General features: G+C 74.1%; 16 protein-coding genes and 1 pseudogene. 15 read left to right on the top strand and 2 right to left on the bottom strand.

The genetic code is table 11. The features are described from left to right. The 5 genes and pseudogenes from KUM39_RS28470 to KUM39_RS26900 form a co-directional block, all read left to right on the top strand. Window positions 1-477 (top strand): annotated as a pseudogene (locus tag KUM39_RS28470) (hypothetical protein); the annotation flags it as partial. Window positions 478-535: 58 nt separating this feature from the next. Further along, window positions 536-1324, top strand: coding sequence for an aldose epimerase family protein (locus KUM39_RS26915; RefSeq protein WP_217788388.1), 789 nt, complete (start codon window positions 536-538; stop codon window positions 1322-1324). Between the two features lie 10 nt (window positions 1325-1334). Then, the gene (gene pyrE / locus KUM39_RS26910; protein ID WP_217788387.1) at window positions 1335-1883 is read left to right on the top strand and encodes an orotate phosphoribosyltransferase; all 549 of its coding nucleotides are present in this window, start codon (window positions 1335-1337) and stop codon (window positions 1881-1883) included. A 233-nt stretch (window positions 1884-2116) separates the two neighbouring features. Next, window positions 2117-3139 carry a class II fructose-bisphosphate aldolase gene (gene fbaA, locus KUM39_RS26905; RefSeq protein WP_217788386.1) on the top strand — a complete coding sequence of 341 codons (1023 nt, stop codon included), beginning with the start codon at window positions 2117-2119 and terminating at the stop codon, window positions 3137-3139. 135 nt (window positions 3140-3274) lie between these two features. Then, window positions 3275-4807, top strand: coding sequence for an MFS transporter (locus tag KUM39_RS26900; protein ID WP_217788385.1), 1533 nt, complete (start codon window positions 3275-3277; stop codon window positions 4805-4807). 31 nt (window positions 4808-4838) lie between these two features. Here KUM39_RS26900 and KUM39_RS26895 read toward each other — a convergent pair whose 3' ends face one another. Both KUM39_RS26895 and KUM39_RS26890 read right to left on the bottom strand, forming a co-directional pair. Next, complete coding sequence (locus tag KUM39_RS26895) at window positions 4839-5258, bottom strand: DUF3151 domain-containing protein (protein ID WP_217788384.1); 420 nt, start codon at window positions 5256-5258, stop codon at window positions 4839-4841. 52 nt (window positions 5259-5310) lie between these two features. Continuing rightward, window positions 5311-6279 carry a hypothetical protein gene (locus KUM39_RS26890; RefSeq protein WP_217788383.1) on the bottom strand — a complete coding sequence of 323 codons (969 nt, stop codon included), beginning with the start codon at window positions 6277-6279 and terminating at the stop codon, window positions 5311-5313. 173 nt (window positions 6280-6452) lie between these two features. Between KUM39_RS26890 and KUM39_RS26885 the strand changes: the two genes are divergently transcribed. The 10 genes from KUM39_RS26885 to KUM39_RS26840 form a co-directional block, all read left to right on the top strand. Further along, the gene (locus tag KUM39_RS26885; RefSeq protein ID WP_372455827.1) at window positions 6453-7637 is read left to right on the top strand and encodes a CapA family protein; all 1185 of its coding nucleotides are present in this window, start codon (window positions 6453-6455) and stop codon (window positions 7635-7637) included. Window positions 7638-8036: 399 nt separating this feature from the next. Beyond that, window positions 8037-10349 (top strand): HAMP domain-containing protein, encoded by a 2313-nt coding sequence (locus KUM39_RS26880; protein WP_217788389.1) that lies wholly within the window; start codon window positions 8037-8039, stop codon window positions 10347-10349. A gap of 4 nt (window positions 10350-10353) precedes the next feature. Further along, window positions 10354-11874 (top strand): poly-gamma-glutamate synthase PgsB, encoded by a 1521-nt coding sequence (gene pgsB / locus KUM39_RS26875; protein ID WP_217788381.1) that lies wholly within the window; start codon window positions 10354-10356, stop codon window positions 11872-11874. Next, window positions 11871-12353 (top strand): poly-gamma-glutamate biosynthesis protein PgsC/CapC, encoded by a 483-nt coding sequence (locus KUM39_RS26870; RefSeq protein WP_217788380.1) that lies wholly within the window; start codon window positions 11871-11873, stop codon window positions 12351-12353. Before pgsB ends, KUM39_RS26870 begins: the two co-directional genes overlap by 4 nt. 32 nt (window positions 12354-12385) lie before the next feature. Beyond that, complete coding sequence (locus KUM39_RS26865) at window positions 12386-13438, top strand: NlpC/P60 family protein (RefSeq protein WP_217788379.1); 1053 nt, start codon at window positions 12386-12388, stop codon at window positions 13436-13438. A 150-nt stretch (window positions 13439-13588) separates the two neighbouring features. Beyond that, a complete protein-coding gene (locus tag KUM39_RS26860; protein ID WP_217788378.1) occupies window positions 13589-14437 on the top strand; it encodes a tryptophan 2,3-dioxygenase family protein in 849 nt (282 codons plus the stop codon). After that, a complete protein-coding gene (locus KUM39_RS26855; RefSeq protein WP_217788377.1) occupies window positions 14430-15773 on the top strand; it encodes a kynureninase in 1344 nt (447 codons plus the stop codon). Before KUM39_RS26860 ends, KUM39_RS26855 begins: the two co-directional genes overlap by 8 nt. Window positions 15774-16006: 233 nt before the next feature. Continuing rightward, the gene (locus KUM39_RS26850) at window positions 16007-16966 is read left to right on the top strand and encodes an alpha/beta hydrolase family protein (RefSeq protein ID WP_217788376.1); all 960 of its coding nucleotides are present in this window, start codon (window positions 16007-16009) and stop codon (window positions 16964-16966) included. Between the two features lie 103 nt (window positions 16967-17069). Further along, the gene (locus KUM39_RS26845) at window positions 17070-18071 is read left to right on the top strand and encodes an alpha/beta hydrolase (RefSeq protein WP_217788375.1); all 1002 of its coding nucleotides are present in this window, start codon (window positions 17070-17072) and stop codon (window positions 18069-18071) included. Between the two features lie 134 nt (window positions 18072-18205). Then, window positions 18206-19475 (top strand): sensor histidine kinase (locus KUM39_RS26840; RefSeq protein WP_217788374.1); only part of this gene is annotated, 1270 nt, incomplete at its 3' end.

Here is a 19475-nt window from a genome sequence, read left to right as displayed (position 1 = left end):
GGCCCCCCCGATTCCCCCCAGCCCGCCGAGGCCCCCGAGGCATCCGCCCCCGCCGAGGCACCCCACGCCCCCGACCCCGCCGACGCGCCCCGGCCCCTCGACTCCTCCGGGCCCGCCGACGCACCCGACGACCACCCCCTCCCCCTCTCCGGCACCGAGATCCCGCCCCCCTCCCTCGACCCGGACGCCCCCGACACTCCCGACGACGACCACCTCCCCGCGCTGGACGACGTACTCGCCGGAGGTGTGCCCGACGGCATGCCCGAACCGCCCGCCGAAGCCGCGCACGCGCGCCGCACGATGATCGGGCGCAGCGCGGAGGAGGTGGACCACGCGCCGCCGCGCGGCCGGTACGCCCCCGTCCCCGCGCCGCACTCCGGTGCCGGTACCCAGGCCCTGCGCTGGGCCGCACCGGCCGCCGCCGTCGCCCTGGCCTCGGCGATCGTCGTCGGCCGGGCCCTCCGCAAACGCCGCTGATCCCCCACACCCCCGACTCACCCCCCGCCCCCTCCCTCCCCCCAGTAACCTCGTCCCCGTGAGTAACGACGACATCACGCTGACCGCGGGAGACGCGGAGGTGGTGGTGCGGCCGGGGAACGGTGGCCGCATCGGTGGGCTGAAGGTGGGCGGCGTGGAGCTGCTGCGGCAGGGGGAGCGGTTCGGGTGCTTTCCGATGGTGCCGTGGGCCGGGCGCATCCGGGACGGGAGGTTCCGGGACGGCGCGGCGGTGCGGCAGATGCCGTTGAACGCGCCGCCGCACGCCATCCACGGCACCGCCCGCGACGGGGAGTGGCGTGTCGCCCGCGCCGACGCCACCGAGGCGGTCCTCACGCACGACCTCGCCGACCCCTGGCCGTACCGGGGCCGGGTCACGCAGGTGATCGGGCTCACCGGGGACAGCCTGACGCTGACCATGTCCGTGGAGGCGTACGACGACTCGTTCCCGGCGCAGATCGGCTGGCACCCCTGGTTCAACCGGATCCTCGAAGGCACCCCCGCCGACATCGGGTTCACGCCCGCGTGGCAGGAGGAGCGGGGGGACGACCATCTGCCGACCGGGAACCGGATCACGCCCCTCCCCGGTCCCTGGGACGACTGCTTCGGGATGCCCGACGGCGTGGACGTCACCCTCACCTGGCCCGGCCGTCTCGAACTGCGGGTCGCCAGCCGTGAGCAGTGGGTCGTGGTCTACGACGAGCAGGACGAGGCGGTCTGCGTGGAGCCGCAGACCGGGCCGCCGAACGGGCTGAACACCCTCCCCCGCCTGGTCACCCCGCTGGAGCCGCTGGAAGCCACCACGACCTGGACCTGGCGCCGCCTCTAAGCTGGGCCGTATGACGGACGTACGTGCGGCACTGCTCGCGCAGATCAAGGACAAGGCCGTGGTGCACGGCAGGGTGACGCTCTCCTCCGGGCTGGAGGCGGACTACTACGTGGACCTGCGCCGCGTCACCCTGGACGGTGAGGCCGCTCCGCTGGTCGGGCAGGTGCTGCTGGACCTCGCCGCCGACCTGGAGTTCGACGCGGTCGGCGGTCTCACGATGGGCGCCGACCCGGTGGCCGCCGCGATGCTGCACGCCGCCGCCGCGCGCGGTCGGCGGCTGGACGCGTTCGTCGTCCGCAAGGCCGCCAAGGCGCACGGCATGCAGCGCCGCGTGGAGGGCCCGGACATCGCCGGGCGGCGGGTCGTCGTCGTGGAGGACACCTCCACCACCGGCGGTTCCCCGCTCACCGCCGTCGAGGCGGTCCGCGAGGCGGGCGCTGAGGTCGTCGCCGTCGTCACCATCGTGGACCGGGCCACCGGCGCCGCCGAGAAGATCGAGGCCGGGGCGGGCGTGCCGTACCGGTTCGCCTTCTCCAAGGACGAACTCGGCCTGGACTGACGGGGGTTGGGCGGGCGCCGGGAGCACCGGGCGCCGTACGCCCGTGGTACGGGCGGTGGTACGGGCGTGCCGCGCCCGCCGTTTCGCCGGTACCGCTCCGCCTGGGCGCCCCTCTCCGGCCCCGGGTCTGGAAGGATGGGGCCGACAACGGCGTCGCATCCCCAGGTCCAGGTCAGGCCGTAACGCCGCAGACCTGTCACCCGCACCCACCCGCACACCCAAGGAGCGGACAGATGCCCATCGCAACCCCCGAGGTCTACAACGAGATGCTCGACCGGGCGAAGGCAGGCAAGTTCGCCTACCCGGCCATCAACGTCACCTCGTCGCAGACCCTGCACGCTGCGCTGCGCGGCTTCGCGGAGGCGGAGAGCGACGGCATCGTGCAGATCTCGACCGGCGGTGCCGAGTTCCTGGGCGGGCAGTACAGCAAGGACATGGTGACCGGCGCCGTCGCGCTGGCCGAGTACGCGCACATCGTCGCCGAGAAGTACCCGGTGAACATCGCGCTGCACACCGACCACTGCCCCAAGGACAAGCTGGACGGGTACGTGCGCCCGCTGCTCGCGCTGTCCGAGGAGCGCGTGAAGGCCGGGCGCCGCCCGCTGTTCCAGTCGCACATGTGGGACGGCTCCGCCGAGACACTGGCCGACAACCTGGCCATCGCGCAGGAGCTGCTGGAGCAGGCCCGCCGCGCCCACATCATCCTGGAGGTCGAGATCACCCCGACCGGCGGTGAGGAGGACGGCGTCTCGCACGAGATCAACGACAACCTCTACACCACCGTCGATGACGCGATCCGCACCGCCGAGGCGCTGGGCCTGGGTGACAAGGGCCGCTATCTGCTGGCCGCGTCCTTCGGCAACGTCCACGGCGTCTACAAGCCGGGCAACGTCGTGCTCCGTCCCGAGCTGCTGAAGGAGCTGAGCGAGGGCGTCGCCGCCAAGTTCGGCAAGCAGTCCCCGTTCGACTTCGTCTTCCACGGCGGCTCCGGCTCCACGGAGGAGGAGATCCGCACCGCGCTGGAGAACGGCGTGGTCAAGATGAACCTCGACACCGACACGCAGTACGCCTTCACCCGTCCGGTCGTGGACCACGTGTTCCGCAACTACGACGGTGTCCTGAAGGTCGATGGCGAGGTCGGCGACAAGAAGACCTACGACCCGCGCACCTGGGGCAAGCTGGCCGAGGCGGGTATGGCGGCGCGTGTGCTCGCGGCCACGCAGAACCTGCGGTCGGCGGGCAACGCGCTCAAGTAGGCCGCGCCGGGCCGCCGCTCCGTCGGGCGGCCTGTGACGTTCCGCCGGGTCCGGTGCCCCTCGTGCAGGTACGGGGGTGCCGGGCCCCTCGCGTTTTCCGGGACGCCCGGCGCCGCCCGCTGTATACCTGGAGGCATGCCCGACGTCCGGCTCGCCTCCCCCCGGGGCAAGTGGCTCCTGTTCACCACGATCCTCGGTTCCAGCATGGCCCTGCTGGACTCCACGGTCGTCAATGTGGCGCTGCCGCACATCGGCCGGGACCTGGACGCGGGGCTCGCCGCGCTCCAGTGGACGGTCAACGCGTACATGCTGACGCTGGCCGGGCTGATCCTGCTGGGCGGTTCGCTCGGCGACTACTACGGGCGGCGCCGGGTCTTCGTCGTCGGCGTGGCCTGGTTCGCGGCGGCCTCGCTGCTGTGCGGGATCGCGCCGAACGCGCCGGTGCTGATCACCGCCCGCGCGCTCCAGGGCATCGGCGGGGCGCTGCTGACGCCGGGTTCGCTGGCGCTGATCCAGGCGTCGTTCCACCCCGAGGACCGCAGCCGGGCGGTGGGGCTGTGGTCCGGGTTCGGGGGGATCGGCGCGGCCGTCGGGCCGTTCCTCGGGGGCTGGCTGGTGGACGGGCCGGGGTGGCGGTGGGTGTTCCTGCTGAACGTGCCGCTCGCGCTGCTCTGTGTCCCGGTGGCCCTGCGGCACGTACCCGAGTCGCGGGACGGGCGGGCGCACGGGCGGTTCGACGTGCTCGGCGCGGCGCTCGGCGCGCTGGCGCTGGCGCTGCTGACGTACGCGCTGATCGAGGCGCGGGGTGCGACGGCCCCGGTGGTGGTGAGCGCGGTGCTGGGGGTCGCGGCGGCGGTGGGGTTCGTGGTGGTGGAGCGGCGGCGTGCGGACCCGATGCTGCCGCCGGACATCTTCGCCTCGCGGCAGTTCACGGCGGTCAATCTGGTGACGCTGTGCGTGTACGCGGCGTTCGGCGGGTTCTTCTTCCTGGTCGCGCTCCAGTTGCAGGTGGTCGCCGGGTACTCCGCGCTCCAGGCGGGCACCGCGCTGCTGCCGACGACCGCGCTGATGCTGCTGTTCTCCGCCCGCTCGGGCGCGCTGGCGGACCGTACCGGGCCCCGGTTGCCGCTGACCGTGGGGCCGCTGCTGTGCGCGGGCGCGATGCTGCTGATGCTGCGGGTCGGGCCGGACGCGTCGTACCTCACGGACGTGCTGCCCGCGCTGCTGGTGATGGGCGCGGGCATGGTCTCCCTGGTCGCCCCGCTGACGGCCACGGTGCTCGCCTCCGTGGACCAGGCCCGCGCGGGCCTGGCCAGCGGCATCAACAACGCCGCCGCCCGCGCGGCCGGTCTGGTCGCCGTGGCCGCCCTGCCCCTGCTCACCGGCATGGGCCCCGAGGCGTACCGCTCCGGCCCGGCCTTCGACTCCGCCTTCGACCGCGCGATGCCGATCTGCGCGGCCGTGCTGGTGGTGGGCGCGGTGTTGTCCTTCACCCTCGTCCGCCGCCCGGCACCGGAGTGCCCGCACCCCGAGTGCCGCACGCACTGCGCGCTGACGGCTCCGCCGCTGGAGGGGGCGGGGGAGCCGGGGGCCGGGGACACGGGCCCGGGCGAGCGGGGTACGGGCGGGCGGGGCGCGGGGGAGGTGCCGGGGAGCCCCGCGCCGTAGCGCGGCACCGGCACCGGCACCCCCCTGCGCGTCAGCGCATCAGCTCCTCGTACGCCTCCGCGCTGGAGTCCTTGAGGAAGTCGCGGCAGCGTTCCGCCTCGTCGGTCTCGGAGATGTCGGCGGCGGCGCGGGCGAGGGCGGCGAGGCAGCGGAGGAAGCCGCGGTTGGCGCGGTGCTCCCAGGGGACGGGGCCGTGGCCCTTCCAGCCGCTGCGGCGCAGGGCGTCCAGGCCGCGGTGGTAGCCGGTACGGGCGTAGGCGTACGACTCGATCACCCGGCCCCCCTCGAAGGCGTCGTCCGCGAGCACCGCCCACGCCAGCGAGAACGTGGGGTACTTGGCCGCGACCTCGGCCGGAGGCAGTGACTCCTCGGAGAGCAGGCGGTACGCCTCCTCATTCTCCGGCAGCAGGGTCGGCTCGGGGCCGCCGAGCAGGTTCTTGTGCGTCGTCATGGCAGCAGTCTGCCACCCGGCCCGCCCGCCGCGCCGGGGGCCGGGGCCGTGCTCAGCCCGCCGCGGCCCAGCTCCGGGTGAGGACCGCGACGGCCGCCGCCGCGCGGTCCGAGGCCGGGCCGTCGGCCCGGAGCGCCGGGGCGAACTCGACGTGCAGGAAGACCGTGTGCGCGTTCTCGGCCGTGTGGCTCTGGGTGTTCTCGGTGCCCTCCAGCGGGCAGTGCCGGACCCAGGCCCGGCAGACCCGGAAGTCCCGCGCCCGCAGCGCGTCCGCGAGGCGGCGGCCGTCGGGGCGGCCGAGGGAGCCGGACGCGGTGGAGGCGATCACGTCGTAGCCGGGGGCGGAGTCGGCGGCGAAGCCGTGCACCTGGACGGCGGGCATCCCGCGCCGGGCGAGTTCCGCGCAGACCGCCTGGAACACCGTGTCCGTACGGTGTGCCACGTCCGCCGTGTCGCCCCGTCCGGCGCGCCGGTGGGCGCCCGCGAGGACGAGGACCCCGCCGGGCGCGCCGCGCAGCACCCGTACGCCGAGCCGCTCGCTGTTCCGGTCCGCGACCGGATGCGGAACCTGGACCGACCAGCGGGCCGGTGCGTCCAGGGGGACGTAGACGCGTCCCCAGCCGCGCGGGGTGACCGAGGTCTCGGTGCGGTCGGCGATCTCGGCGTACCGGTGTCCGGAGACCCGGTCGCGGACCTCGGTGAGGGTGAAGTCCCGCTCGGACAGGCGCCGTACGGCCTCGGCGCGGTGGCCGTCCAGCACCAGACCGACCGCGTCGGCGATGCCCCGGCGGTCCGCGCGGTCCGGCTCCCGGTAGCCCCGCCCGGCGGCGAAGTGGCTGGTGAAGGCGGTGATGTCGGCGGCGAGGTCGATACCGTCCGACCGGTGCCCGCCGGGCTTGGCGGACGCGGTGGCGCCGTCCTCGGGGCGTCCCCGGAACACCGCGGTCAGGGTGCCCGCGAGGGCGGCCAGGACCAGGGCGGCGAGGAGGGCCTTCACGAGCGATGAGCGAGGAACTCTCATGGTTGTATCAAGATATCCCGGTGAATCGACCACATGTCCCCTCGCACAGAAGCCTCATAGCCCCGCACAGCGGGCACGTGGCGCCGCGCGGAAGCCTCGCGGCGCCGTCCGGGAGCCCCGTGACCCCGCCCGGAGACCCCGCGACCCCGCCCCGGCGGGCGGGCCGTCGCGCGCTGCCGTCGCTGCTGGCCACGCTCGCCCTGGCCGCCTCGGTGGCGGGCTGCGGGGCCGGGGCCGACTCCGCCGACGCCAAGGACGGCCGTACGTTCACGGTCGCGGCGGCCGGTGACATCCTGATGCACCCCCAGCTCATCGACCAGGCGCGCAAGGACGCCCGGCGGACCGGAAAGGGCGCCGACGGGCTGGACTTCGATCCCATGATGGCCGGTGTCGAGCCGGTGATCAGCCGGGCCGACCTGGCGATCTGTCACATGGAGCCGGTACTCGGCACCCCGAAGGGCCCCTTCGCCAGCTTCCCGGACTTCCTGGTGCCGCCGCAGATCGCCACCACCGTGAAGCACATCGGCTACGACACCTGCTCCACCGCCTCCAACCACACCCTCGACCACGGGTACGCGGGTGTGAAGCGCACCCTGGACACGCTGGACGCGGCCGGGCTGAAGCACACCGGGTCCTTCCGCACCGAGAAGGACGCGCGCACCCCGCTGATCATGGACGTCAAGGGGGTGAAGGTCGCCCAGCTCTCCTTCGCGTTCGGCTTCAACGCCCACGAACTGCCCGCCGACAAGCCCTGGCTGGTCAACCAGAACGGCCTGGGCCGGATTCGGGCCGCCGAGAAGCGGGCCCGGGCCGCGGGCGCCGAAGTGGTCATCCTCTCCATCCACTGGGGCCGGGAGCACCACCCGGACCCGTCCGCCCCGCAGCTCGCGTTCGCGCGGGAGATCGCCCGGAAGACCGGGATCGACCTGGTGATCGGCCATCACGCGCACGTGGTGCAGCCGATGGAGAAGGTGGACGGCACCTGGATCGCCTACGGCCTCGGCAACCAGATCGCCCGGCACGACGTGCCCACCGGGCTCACCGAGGAGGGCGTGATCGGCTGGTTCACGTTCACCGAGCGGGGCGGCGAGTGGCAGGTGACCCCGCGCTACGAGCCGACCCTGCTGGAGGTCCCGCCGGACCCGGAGACCACCGAGGACGGCAGCACGGCCGCCGGGAACGCCGACGACGTGAAGGACTACCGGCTGCTGGACGTGGCCGCCGCGCTGCGCGACAAGGACCTGAGCGACCGGCAGCGGGCCCGGCTCCGGCTCGCGTTCCAGCGCACCGAGGGCACCCTGCTCAACCGGGGCGCCGCCGGGGACGGACTCGCGCCGCTCACACCGCTGCCGGGCTGACCCCCGCAGCCCGCCCGGCCGACGCGGGGACACCGGCGCGGGGCGCGGGTGCGGAGGGCGCGGGCGCGGGGGCTCGGGGGCACGGACGCGGGGGGCGCGGACGCGGAGTCACCGGTGTGGGGGCGCGGGCGCGGGGTCCGGACACAGGGGCACAACTGATCACTTCTGTCCTGAACGGATCACCAGTAACAAAGTGTTGCCCGCATCACACCACTTTCTCTGCAACTTCTTACTTGGTCCACATGTCTGATCCCCGGGCGTGTGTCCACATGCGCCCGGTGCCCCGCCCGTTCACCCCGGCGGTCCCCGCACGGGACCGCACCCCGCACAGCCCGAGAGGACCGTCCCTTGCCGTCTTCGCCCCCGGCACGGCAGCACAAGGCCCGCCGCCGCGCCGACATGTCGCTGATCGGCGGCATCCGTCCGCCGATCGCGGTCCTGTCGGCACTCCTGCTGATGCTGGCCGGGGTCACCGCCCTGGTCCTGGGCCGGGTGGACGACGCCGGGGTGTCCGGGGCGGTACGGACCTCTCAGCAGCACTTCGCCGAGGACGGGGCGAACGCGCTGCGCGCCTCCATCGACGAGTCCATGACCGACCTGAACCGTTCGGCGGCCCTCTTCAACGCGGGCAAGCCGGTCTCGGCGGACACGGTGCTGGACAAGCTCGGCAACACGTACCAGAAGTGGATGGGCACGGCGGTCGTCGAGATCCGCTCGGGCAAGCTGCTCGCCGCACGGGGCGAAACGGTTCCTCTCACCTCGGTGGACCGCTCCGCGCTCGGCGCCCGCGGGGGCCTGGACCCGCGCATGGTCCGCCTCCAGAACGGTGAGATCCGGCTGCTCTCCTTCGCGCTGCTGTCCTGGCCGGGCGAGCCCCAGCAGCTCCTGGTGGCGTCCAACGCCCTGAAGTTCCCCGGCATCAGCCTCGGCCAGTTCCGCTCCATCGCCGTCGTGGACCGGGACGGCGCGGTGCTCAGCAGCGACGGCATCCCCGAGCCCGAGCAGGTGCTCACCGCCCTCCAGCGCAAGGAGGTCCAGGCGTCCCGGAAGCAGCTCAAGGACTTCGCGCACCGGGCGGCCAGGGCCGCGGCCCAGGACCCCCGCAGCAGCAAGGAGCCCGGTTCCGGCGGCTACCAGGGCGTCAGCGGCAGCCTGCTCGGCGGCAGCTTCCTCAGTGACCGCTCGGTCGGCGGCTACGCCACCCTGGCCGACCCCGAGCCCGGCGAGACGGCCACCGCCTCCGGCCTCGGCCTGACCGTCGTGGCCACGGTGAAGGTCGCGGAGGACCCGGGGCGTACCGTCTCGCCGGTCTTCGGACTGACGGCCGCCGGTGTCCTGCTGCTGATCGGCGGGCTGGCCGTCGCCGTCCTGCTGGGCACCGTCCAGCGCCCGCTGATCCGGCTCTTCCTGGAGGCCCGGCGGCTCTCCCGCGCCGACCTCGCCCGCCCGGTCACCGTCCCCGGCCACGGCGAGGCCCGCCGGATCGGCGCCGCGCTGGAACGGCTGCGCCGCCAGCTCCTCGGTGAACCCGCGCCCGGTACGGCCGCCGGTGCGGACGCGCCGCGTGCGCGCGGCCCGCGGCGGCTGGGCAGCCGCGCCCTGATCGCCGTCAGCGCGGCCCTGTTGCTGGTGTGGTGCGTACCGCTGCTGCTGCTCCTCAACCGCGCCGACGGCACCGCCGTCGTCCCGCAGCAGCTCGTCAACGACCAGCGCGAGCGCACCGACACCCTCTCCGACCGGCTCCGCCGTGCCCTCAACGAGGGGGACGCCGACCTGGAGTCGGTGGCGGGCCTGATCGGCGACCGTACCGGGGCGCCGGACATGACGCGGGTGCTGAAGAGCACCATGAGCGAACACCCCCGCTACCGCTCGCTGTACGTGGTGGACGCCTCCGGGTCCGTCCTGGCCGCCGCCGGTGACCCGCCCCGCGCGGCCGGGCCCAAGCCCGCCGCCGCAGCCCCGCTGCGGCTGCGCGGCCAGGGCGGCAAGGAGCCCGTCGTGGTGGGCACCGCCGAGATACCCGGCCGTCACGGCGCCGCGCTGGTCGGTGAGTTCCGCGTGGAGTTCCTCAACTCCCTGCTGCGCAGGCCCGGTCTGGGCGTGGTCCGGCTGGTCGATGCCGACGGCCACGAGATCGCCGGGAACACCGGCTTCCGCGCCTTCCAGGCCCTGCCCGACCAGCGGCTGCGGGACCTGGTCGCCGCGACCGGCCTGAAGATGGGCAAGTCCGCGCACGCGGGCGGTGTCCTCTACCGCGAGAACGGCGTGCAGATCGCCGCCGCCGCCCCGTTCGCCGGTGGCGGCCCGGCCAAGGCGCTCGGCTGGAGCGTGGTCAGCTGGCAGCCCGCCGACCGGCTGGCCATCCCCGAGTACGACATGCAGAACCGCACCGTGCTGGCCGGTCTGCTCGGCGCCGCCGCCGCTGCCGCCTGCCTGGGCTGGCTGCACATCGTGGTCGTACGCCCGCTGCGGGTGCTGGCCGGACAGGCCGAGGCGCTGGCCGACGGCGACCGCCGCACGGTGCTGTTCCCGCGCCACCACGACGAGGTCGGCGCGGTCACCCGCTCGCTGGAGCTGATCCGCCAGCAGCTCCAGGACCAGCGCAGGCAGCAGCCGCGCACCGGAGCGCCGGGCACCGGCCCCGCGCGGCCCGGCACGAACGACTCGCACGACCCGCACGGCCCGCGCGGCCGGCAGTACACAAGGAACTGATCACGTGCTCTTCCTCTACACCGTGCTGATGGTGTGCTGCGCGATCCTGCTCGTGGCGGGCATCGTGGAGCAGCGGCGGCACTTCGCCAACCTGGACAACATCCCGGCCCGTGTGCTGGTCAACGGCATCCGCGGCAAGTCGTCCATCACCCGGCTGTGCGCGGGCGCGCTGCGCGGCGGGAACCTCGTCACGGTCGCCAAGACCACCGGCACCGCGGCCCGGTTCATCCACCCGGACGCCACCGAGGAGCCCGTCTACCGCAAGTTCGGCATCGCCAACGTGGTCGAGCAGATCGGCATCGTGCGCCGGGCCGCCGCCTACAACCCGGACGCGATGGTCATCGAGTGCATGGCCGTGATGCCGGCGCTCCAGGAGATCAACCAGTCCAAGCTGATCCGCTCCACCATCGGCGTGCTGTGCAACGTACGCGAGGACCACCTCGCCGAGATGGGCCCGACCCTGGACGACGTGGCGCGCTCGCTGAGCCGGTCCATGCCGGAGGGCGGTATCTGCGTGACCGCCGAGAAGGAGCGGTTCGCCATCCTGAAGGAGGAGGCGGACGCCCGCGACTGCGAGCTGGTCTACGCCGACCCGGAGACCGTCACCGACGAGGAGCTGCGCGGCTTCAGCTGGTTCACCTTCAAGGAGAACGTGGCCATCGCGCTGACCGTCGCCGAACTCCTCGGCGTCGATCGGGAGACCGCCCTGCGGGGCATGTACGACGCCCCGCCGGACCCCGGTGTGCTCTCCGTGGAGCGGTATCTCACGCCCGAGGGGCGGAAGCTGCGCTTCGCCAACGTCTTCGCGGCCAACGACCCCGAGTCCACGCTGATGAACATCAACCAGCTGCTCGACCTCGGTGCGATCAGCCGCCCGCTGAACGTGGTGATCAACTGCCGTCCCGACCGCGTCGAGCGCAACGGGCAGATGGGCGAGATCATCCCCGACCTCGACCCCGAGCACGTCTTCGTGATCGGCCACCCGGCGAAGTCGGCCATCGACGCGATCCCCGCCGCGTACCGCTCGCGCGCCGTGGACCTCGGCGGCGACCGGCGCGACCCGGCCGACTTCATGGCCCGGCTGCTCGGCACGCTCGGCCCGGACTCCTCGCTCGTCGCCATCGGCAACATCCACGGCCAGGGCGAGATCCTGCTGGAGCACCTCGCCGAACTGCCCGCCGACGAGACCCCCGACGAGACCCCCGCCGAGCGGCCGAAGGCCCCCGCCCAGGCGGCTCCCGCCGTGCCGGAGCACGTGGAGACCATGCGGCTCTACGCCCCCCGGCTGGACCCTTACCAGGGCTACTCACCCGCGTACGAGGAGCGGTACGCCCCGCAGCAGCAGGCTCAGCAGCAGCAGGCCCAGCAGCACACGCAGCAGCAGCCCCCGCAGCAGTACGCGCCCCGGCAGCAGACCCCGCCGCAGCAGACCCCGCCGCAGCGCGGGCTCTTCGAGCCCAGGGTGCCGCCCGCGCCCCACACCGACGATCCCCAGCAGTGGCACAGTCCAGGAGAGCCCCGTTGATCCCCTCCGTCCTCACCCCCGAGATAGCCGCGATCGGCATCGGCCTGGGGCTCATGTTCTCGCTGATGTGCTACCTGACGACCAACCTGTCACCGGGCGGCATGATCACGCCGGGCTGGCTCGCGCTCACCATGATCGAGGACCTCCAGCGGGCCGCGCTGGTGCTCGGCGTGACCGTCCTGACGTACGTCACCACGCTGCTGCTCCAGAAGTTCGTGATCCTCTACGGCAAGCGCCTCTTCGCGGCCGTGGTGCTCAGCGGGGTGCTCATCCAGGCCACCGTGATCATCGTGCTCCAGATGGAGTTCCCGCTGCTGTACGCCAACCAGACCCTCGGCTTCATCGTGCCGGGGCTGATCGGCTACCAGCTCGTCCGCCAGCCCAAGGGCGCCACGCTGCTGTCCACCGGCTCGGTGACGCTGGCCACGTACGTCGTCCTCACCGCCGGCATCCTGCTCGGCGCGCTGCCCTCCGCCTGAGCCCGCCCGCACCCACCCAGGAGAGTCCCACCATGCCGAAGCGCAAAGGCCGGCCCGTCCTCCACACGGCGACGGTGCTGACGCTGCTCGCGGGCAGCGCCTACTTCACCTACGAGCTGCGCCAGGAGCAGGCGGCGAAGGCACCCGCCGTGCAGTCCGTGACCGACGGTCTGAGCACGGCGGGCAAGGCCACCGGCAAGCAGACCTGGGAGCGGCTGAACGGTCCCGCCCGCTCGGTGCTGCGCGACGCGGGCGGCGCGGTCGTGGCCACCTTCACCGACGGCGCCCGCACCGCCACCCTCAAGGGTCCCTCGCGCACCTTCAGCGAGCCCGCCAACACCACCTCGCGGGTCGTCACCGACGACTGGGTGCGGCTGATGCCGGAGCCGTGGACCAAGGGCGCCGAGACCCAGCAGTGGTTCAAGGACTGGTTCAAGGAGTTCAAGGGCAGCGAGCAGGACGACATCTTCGCCTACGCCTTCCAATACGTGCAGGGCGCGCCGGTGAAGAAGGACGCCGAGGGCACGCCGTACGCGGGCGACGCGGTGTTCGGGCCGTTCAAGCCGGACGGCGTGGACCGCCTGGAGCAGAACGACTTCTACGACTATCTCGGCAAGCCGTACACCTTCCGCAACGGCACCACGATGTCCCCGCACCCCGAGCGGTACCGGGCGCTGGACTGCTCCGGCTTCATGCGGATGGTCTGGGGGTACCGGGCCCGCTTCCCGCTGATGGCGACCAACGCCCTCGGGGACGGCCTGGCCCGCAGCGCCGACGGCATGGCCCGTGCCAAGACCGGGGTGGACATCATCAAGCTCCAGGGCCCGTCCCCCTGGTACACTCGGCCCGCCAACATCGACGTGCTCCAGCCCGGTGACCTGCTCTTCTTCAAGATGGACCACCGCACCGGCAACCACATCGACCACGTCGCCCTCTATCTGGGCCTGGACACCGACGGCCACCGGGTCTTCATCTCCAGCCGCAAGGAGGTCAACGGCCCCACGATGGGCGACAAGGGCGGCGCCTCCCGCATCGACGGCAACGGCTTCTACGCGGGCCTGTTCCGCAGCGCGAAGCGTCTCTGACCGGGGCGCGGGGGACCGGTGAGCGGGCGGGGGACCGGTCCGGCCTTGCCGTTTCCCCTCCCGTTGCGCAGGATTCCTCCGGGGACCGGGGCCCCCGTGCCGGCATCGGCAGGGGCGGACCGCCACCCGGAGGAACAGCAGGAGACAGCGATGTCGCAACCGGCTCGCCCCGCACAGGGCACGGAAGGCGCCGAGAGCCCGCATCTCGACTTCGCCGGAACGACCCCGTACGAGGACTACGTCCGGGCGGACGTGCTCACCCATTTGCAGCACACGCTCTCGGACGATCCCGGCGAGATGGTCTTCCTGGTCACCACCCAGGTCATGGAGCTGTGGTTCACGGTGATCACCCACGAGTGGGAGACGGCCGCGCGGGCGCTCCGCTCGGACGACGTGCCCACCGCCGTGGCCGCGCTGAAGCGGTCCGTGCGCGAGCTGGAGGCGCTGAACGCCTCCTGGAGGCCGCTCGGCCAGCTCACCCCGGCCCAGTTCAACGCGTACCGGTCCGCGCTCGGCGAGGGCTCCGGGTTCCAGTCCGCGATGTACCGGCGGATGGAGTTCCTGCTCGGCGAGAAGTCCGCGTCCATGCTCGTCCCGCACCGGGGCGCCCCGCGCGTGCACGCCGAGCTGGAGAAGGCGCTGCACGAGCCGAGTCTGTACGACGAGGCCGTACGGTTCCTCGCGCGGCGCGGGCACGCGGTGCCGCCGGAGGTGCTGGAACGGGACGTGGCGCTGCGGTACGAGCCGTCCCCCGCCGTTGAGGCGGTCTGGGCGGAGATCTACGCGGGCGACCAGAACGGGGAACTCGTACGGCTGGGCGAGGCGCTGTCCGACGTGGCGGAGCTGGTGTGGCGCTGGCGCAACGACCACCTGGTCGCCACCCGGCGCGCGATGGGCGCCAAGACCGGCACGGGCGGCTCCGCCGGGGTGGCCTGGCTGGAGAAGCGGGCCCGCAACAACGTGTTCCCCGAGCTGTGGACGGCGAGGTCCCATGTCTGATCCCCTCCGCCCGGCCGGCCTCGCGGCCCGCGCCGCCGAGCTGGACGCGGCCGACGCGCTGGCGCCGCTGCGCGCCCGGTTCGTCCTCGACGACACCGTCTACCTGGACGGCAACTCCCTCGGCGCGCTCCCCGCGCACGTGCCGGAGCGGGTCGCGGACGTGGTGCGCCGTCAGTGGGGCGAGCTGCGCATCCGCTCCTGGGACGAGAGCGGCTGGTGGACCGCGCCCGAGCGGATCGGGGACCGGATCGCCCCGCTGGTCGGCGCCGCGCCCGGGCAGATCGTGGTGGGCGACTCCACCAGCGTGAACGTCTTCAAGGCGCTGGTCGGCGCCGTACGCCTGGCGGACACGGCCCCCGGCGGAAGCGGGACGGCCTCCGGCGGGAGCGGGACGGCCCCCGGCGGAAGCGGGACGGCCTCCGGCGGGAGCGGGACGGCCCCCGGCGGGGGTGGGACGGCCTCCGGCGGGAGCGGGCGGGACGAGATCCTCGTGGACGCCACCACCTTCCCCACCGACGGGTACATCGCCGAGTCCGCCGCCCGCCTCACCGGCCGCACCCTGCGCGCGGTCGCCCCCGACGAGGTTCCGGCCGCGCTGAGTTCCCGTACGGCGGCCGTGCTGCTCAACCACGTGGACTACCGCACCGGGCGGCTCTACGACCTGCCCGCGCTGACCGCCGCCGTGCACGCGGCCGGGGCGGTCGCGGTGTGGGACCTGTGCCACACGGCGGGCGCGCTGCCGGTCGGGCTGGACGCGCACGGGGTGGACCTCGCGGTCGGCTGTACGTACAAGTACCTGAACGGCGGGCCGGGTTCACCCGCGTACCTCTACGTCCGCCGGGATCTCCAGGACCGCTTCGACTCCCCGCTGCCGGGCTGGAACTCGCACGCCGAGCCGTTCGGGATGAGTCCGGCGTACGCCCCCGCGCCCGGAGCGGTGCGCGGCCGGGTCGGCACCCCGGACATCCTCTCCATGCTGGCCCTGGACGCCGCCCTCGACGTGTGGGACGGGGTCTCCGTTGCGGCGGTGCGCGCCAAGTCCCTCGCGCTGACGGACTTCTTCCTGGAGTGCGTGCGGGCGTACACCCCGCCCGGCCGGGTGGAGTCGGTGACACCGGAGCCGCACGGGGAGCGCGGCAGCCAGGTGGCACTGCGCTGCGCGGACGCGGGCGACGTCATGAAACGCCTGATCGCGCGGGGCGTGGTCGGGGACTTCCGCCACCCGGACATCCTCCGCTTCGGCTTCACCCCGCTCTACATCGGCTTCGCGGAGACGGAGCGGGCCGCGCGGGCACTGGCGGAGGAACTGGGCGGACCGGTAGCGCAGGGGGCGTAGGGGGGGCGGGGCGGGAGGGGGCCGCTTCCGGCCGGGGGCGTCGCGGGGGCGGCGGGCTGTGCGCGCTCCCCCCGGTGGGGCGCCCCCGGCTCTCCCGCGGCCCTCACCCTCCGTCACATCCGCATGTCCGGGCCGGTGCCGGGCCTGATACCGTCCCCGCCAACGGCCCGCCACCGATTCCCGCTCACCCCTGCCGGGCCGTCAGATCCGTTCTGTCGCTGAGAGGTTGGAGCATGCCGGACGACGCCGCAGAGGCCCGCGCAGCAGCCGAGGAGGAGTCGGTCTTCTCGCACCCGCCGGTCGAGCCCGACGTCAGCGCGGCCTACGGCGACCACCCCGATCAGGTGATCGACTTCTACGCGCCCCGTCCCGGAACCGGGGACGCCGCTTCCGTGCCGCTGGTCGTCGCGCTGCACGGCGGGGCGTGGCGCGACCGCTTCGACCGCCGTCACTTCTCCCCGTTCGCGGACTTCCTGGCCCGCCGGGGCTTCGCGGTGGCGAGCGTGGAGTACCGGCGGGGCGGACCGGCGATCCCCGGCCAGAACACCGGCGCGGGGGACGGCGCCCCGCTGGGCGTCTCCGCCGGTCCGAGTGCCCGCGCGGGCGGCGACCCGGACGCGCCGCCGCCGGTCGCGGGCCGCTGGCCGGACACCTTCGACGACGTGGCCGCCGCGCTGGACGCGCTGCCCGCCCTGGTCGCCGTGGCGCTCCCGCGGGCCGACCCGCGCCGTACGGTCCTCACCGGCCACTCGGCCGGCGGCCACCTCGCGCTGTGGGCGGCGGCCCGGCACTGCCTGCCCGCCGGTTCCCCCTGGCGCGTCCCCGCCCCGCCCGCCCTGCGCGGTGTGGTCGCCCTCGCCCCGGTGGCGGACCTCGGGAAGGCGGAGGAACTGGCGGTCTGCGCCCACGCCTCCCTGCAACTCCTCGGCGGACCACAGAAGTTCGCGGAACGCAGGCCGTACGCCGACCCCGCCCTGCTGCTGCCGACGGGGATCGCCACCACCCTCGTCCAGGGCCGCGCCGACCTGATCGTCCCGGAGGCGGTGGCCGAGTCCTACGCGGACGCGGCGGCCCGCGCGGGCGAGATGACCGGCCTGACCCTGCTGGCCGACGTGGGACACTTCCCGCTGATCGACCCGGCGGCGGACGCCTGCGCGGTGGTGGCCGAGGAGATCGCCCAACTGGCCTGGTAGAAAGGCTGGTTGTACCGCCCGGGGAGACGCGTGAACGCCACCCCCACTCACCGCGTTCCTCTTCGTACGGGCCCGGAGCGGGGCCCCGCCGAGAGGAAACCGTATGAGACAGCCCCACCGACGCACGCTGCTCCCGCGCGAGTTGGCGGACCACGGGTCCGGTCCCGCCCGGCGCTGGTGGCTGCGGGCCGTGCTGGTGGGCGCCGTCCTCACCGCGCTCACCGGCGCGACCCACCCCGAGACCCCGGCCCCGCCCCCGGCCCGCCTCCCGGCACTGGGCGCGCCGCACGGGGGCACGGCCGCCCGCCTGGACGCGGTCTACGCCGCCAACAGCGCGAACGCCGCCCTGGCCGCCCGCATGGCGGACCGCTCCGGGGACACCCGACGCGCCGCCACGGAAAGGACGTTGACCGGCGCCCACCTGCTCGCCTTCGACGGCCGGGGTCCCGGCACGGCGGTCGAGGTGCTGGGCGACCTGACCCGCGCGCGCCGCGTCGCCGTACTCGTACCCGGCGCCGACACCTCCCTGGACACCTACGCGCGCCTCCACCGCGACGCACGCTCCCTCTCCCGTGCGGCGGGCGGCGGTCCGGACACGGCGGTCGTCGCCTGGCTCGGCTACCGCACCCCGGACACGGTCGGCGCGACCGTCACCACCACGACCCGCGCGGACGAGGCGGCACCGCGACTGCGCGCACTGGCACAGGAGATGAGGGAGCTGACGGCACCGGGCACCCGGATCGTCCTCCTCTGCCACTCCTACGGCTCGGTCGTCTGCGGCCGGGCCGCCCCCGGTCTGGACGTGTCGGACCTGGTCCTCCTCGGCAGCCCCGGCACCGGCGCGCCCTCGGCCGCCGCGCTGCACACCCCCGCCCGCGTCTGGGCCGCGCGGGGCAGCGCCGACTGGATCGCCCGCGTCCCGCACATCCGCGCCGACCTCCTCCTCACCACCGTCGGCTTCGGCGCCGACCCGGTCTCCCCGGCCTTCGGCGCCCATGTCTTCGACGCGGGCGGCACCGAGCACGCCCACTACTTCGCGCCGGGATCGGTGTCGCTGACGAACGTGGCCCGGATCGTCACCGGACGCCCGGTCCGCGCCACGTGAGAGTCAGCGCCACGTGAGGGCCCGGGTACCCGGAAGTCGGCGGTTCCCGAGCGCCCGTAGTACCTGAGACGGACGCCCCGAAGCCCTCCCCGGTGGGGACGACCCGGCGCCGGGTGCCCGCCTAGGTTGGGCGGGTGACCGAGACGGCGTACGGGCGGGGTGGCGGAGTGGGGGACGGAGTGCGGAAGGTGAGTCCGGAGTTCCGGTGGGCCGTGGACGCGGCGCGGGGGGTGCGGCGGGACCTGTTCGACGGGGCGTTCGCCTACCGGCCGCTGCCGCGCGCGGTGGACGGCGGGCGGCTGGGGCGCTGGTTCCCGAGGCTGGCGGAGCGGGCCGTGTGGCGCTGGCACGCGGTGGTCGCCGGGCTCGGCGCGGTCGCGTTCCTGATCGGCTTCGCCAGTCTGCACGGGGGCGGCATCTCCGCCCTGGTGGCCGGACTGCTGGCCCTCGGGCCCGTACTGCTGACCCTGACCCGCACCGTCGGCGCCTTCTGGATCTCGCTCGGCGCCTGCTGGCTCACCGGCTTCCTCTGGGCGCAGGAGTGGACGTCCTGGCCCTGGCTCGCGGGCGGGTTCGCGTCCCACCTCGTGGTGATGACCGTCGTCGCGCTGCGCACCCGGCCCCGTACGGCGGCCTGGATGTGGGTGGCGACCCTGGTGTACGCGCTCGCCGCGCAGGCGTTCGCGGAGGACCACCACTACGACATCGACACCCCGCAGCTGCTGTTCCTCTCCGCCCTCGCCCTCTTCGTCGTCGCCGTACGGCAGGTGCGCGGCGAGGCGCGCCGGGAGGTGACGGCCGAGCGGAGCGTGACGGCGGTGGAGCGGTCGCGGCGGACGCTGCTGGAGGAGCGGACGACGATCGCGCGCGAGCTGCACGACGTGGTCGCGCACCACATGTCGGTGGTCGCCATCCAGGCGGAGGCCGCGCCGTACCGGGTGCAGGACCCGCCCCCGGAGCTGGAGAAGGCGTTCGTGATCATCCGGGAGAACGCGGTGGCCGCGCTCACCGAGCTGCGCCGCGTGCTCGGTGTCGTACGCGCCGAGGAGTACGAGGCCCCCGACGCCCCGCAGCCCACCCTCGCCGACCTCGACGCGCTGCTCGGCAACGTCCGCGACGCGGGGCTCGACGTGACGAAGACGGTGACCGGCGCGGTACGTGAACTCCCGCAGGGCGTCGAGCTGTCGGCGTACCGGATCGTCCAGGAGGCGCTGAGCAACACGCTGCGGCACGCGCCGGGGGCGGTCGCGCGGGTCGAGATCGGTTACGTGCTCGGGGGGTTGGGGCTGAGGATCGTCAACGAGGCTTCTTCGCACGGTGCTTCGTCGGCGTCCTCGTCCGGTGCCGGTGCCGGTGCCGGTGCCGGTGCCGGTGCAGGGCACGGGATCACCGGGATGCGGGAGC

The organism is Streptomyces corallincola, from assembly GCF_019104725.1.
Lineage (GTDB): Bacteria > Actinomycetota > Actinomycetes > Streptomycetales > Streptomycetaceae > Streptomyces > Streptomyces corallincola.
This window is presented reverse-complemented; position numbering and strand designations above follow the sequence as displayed.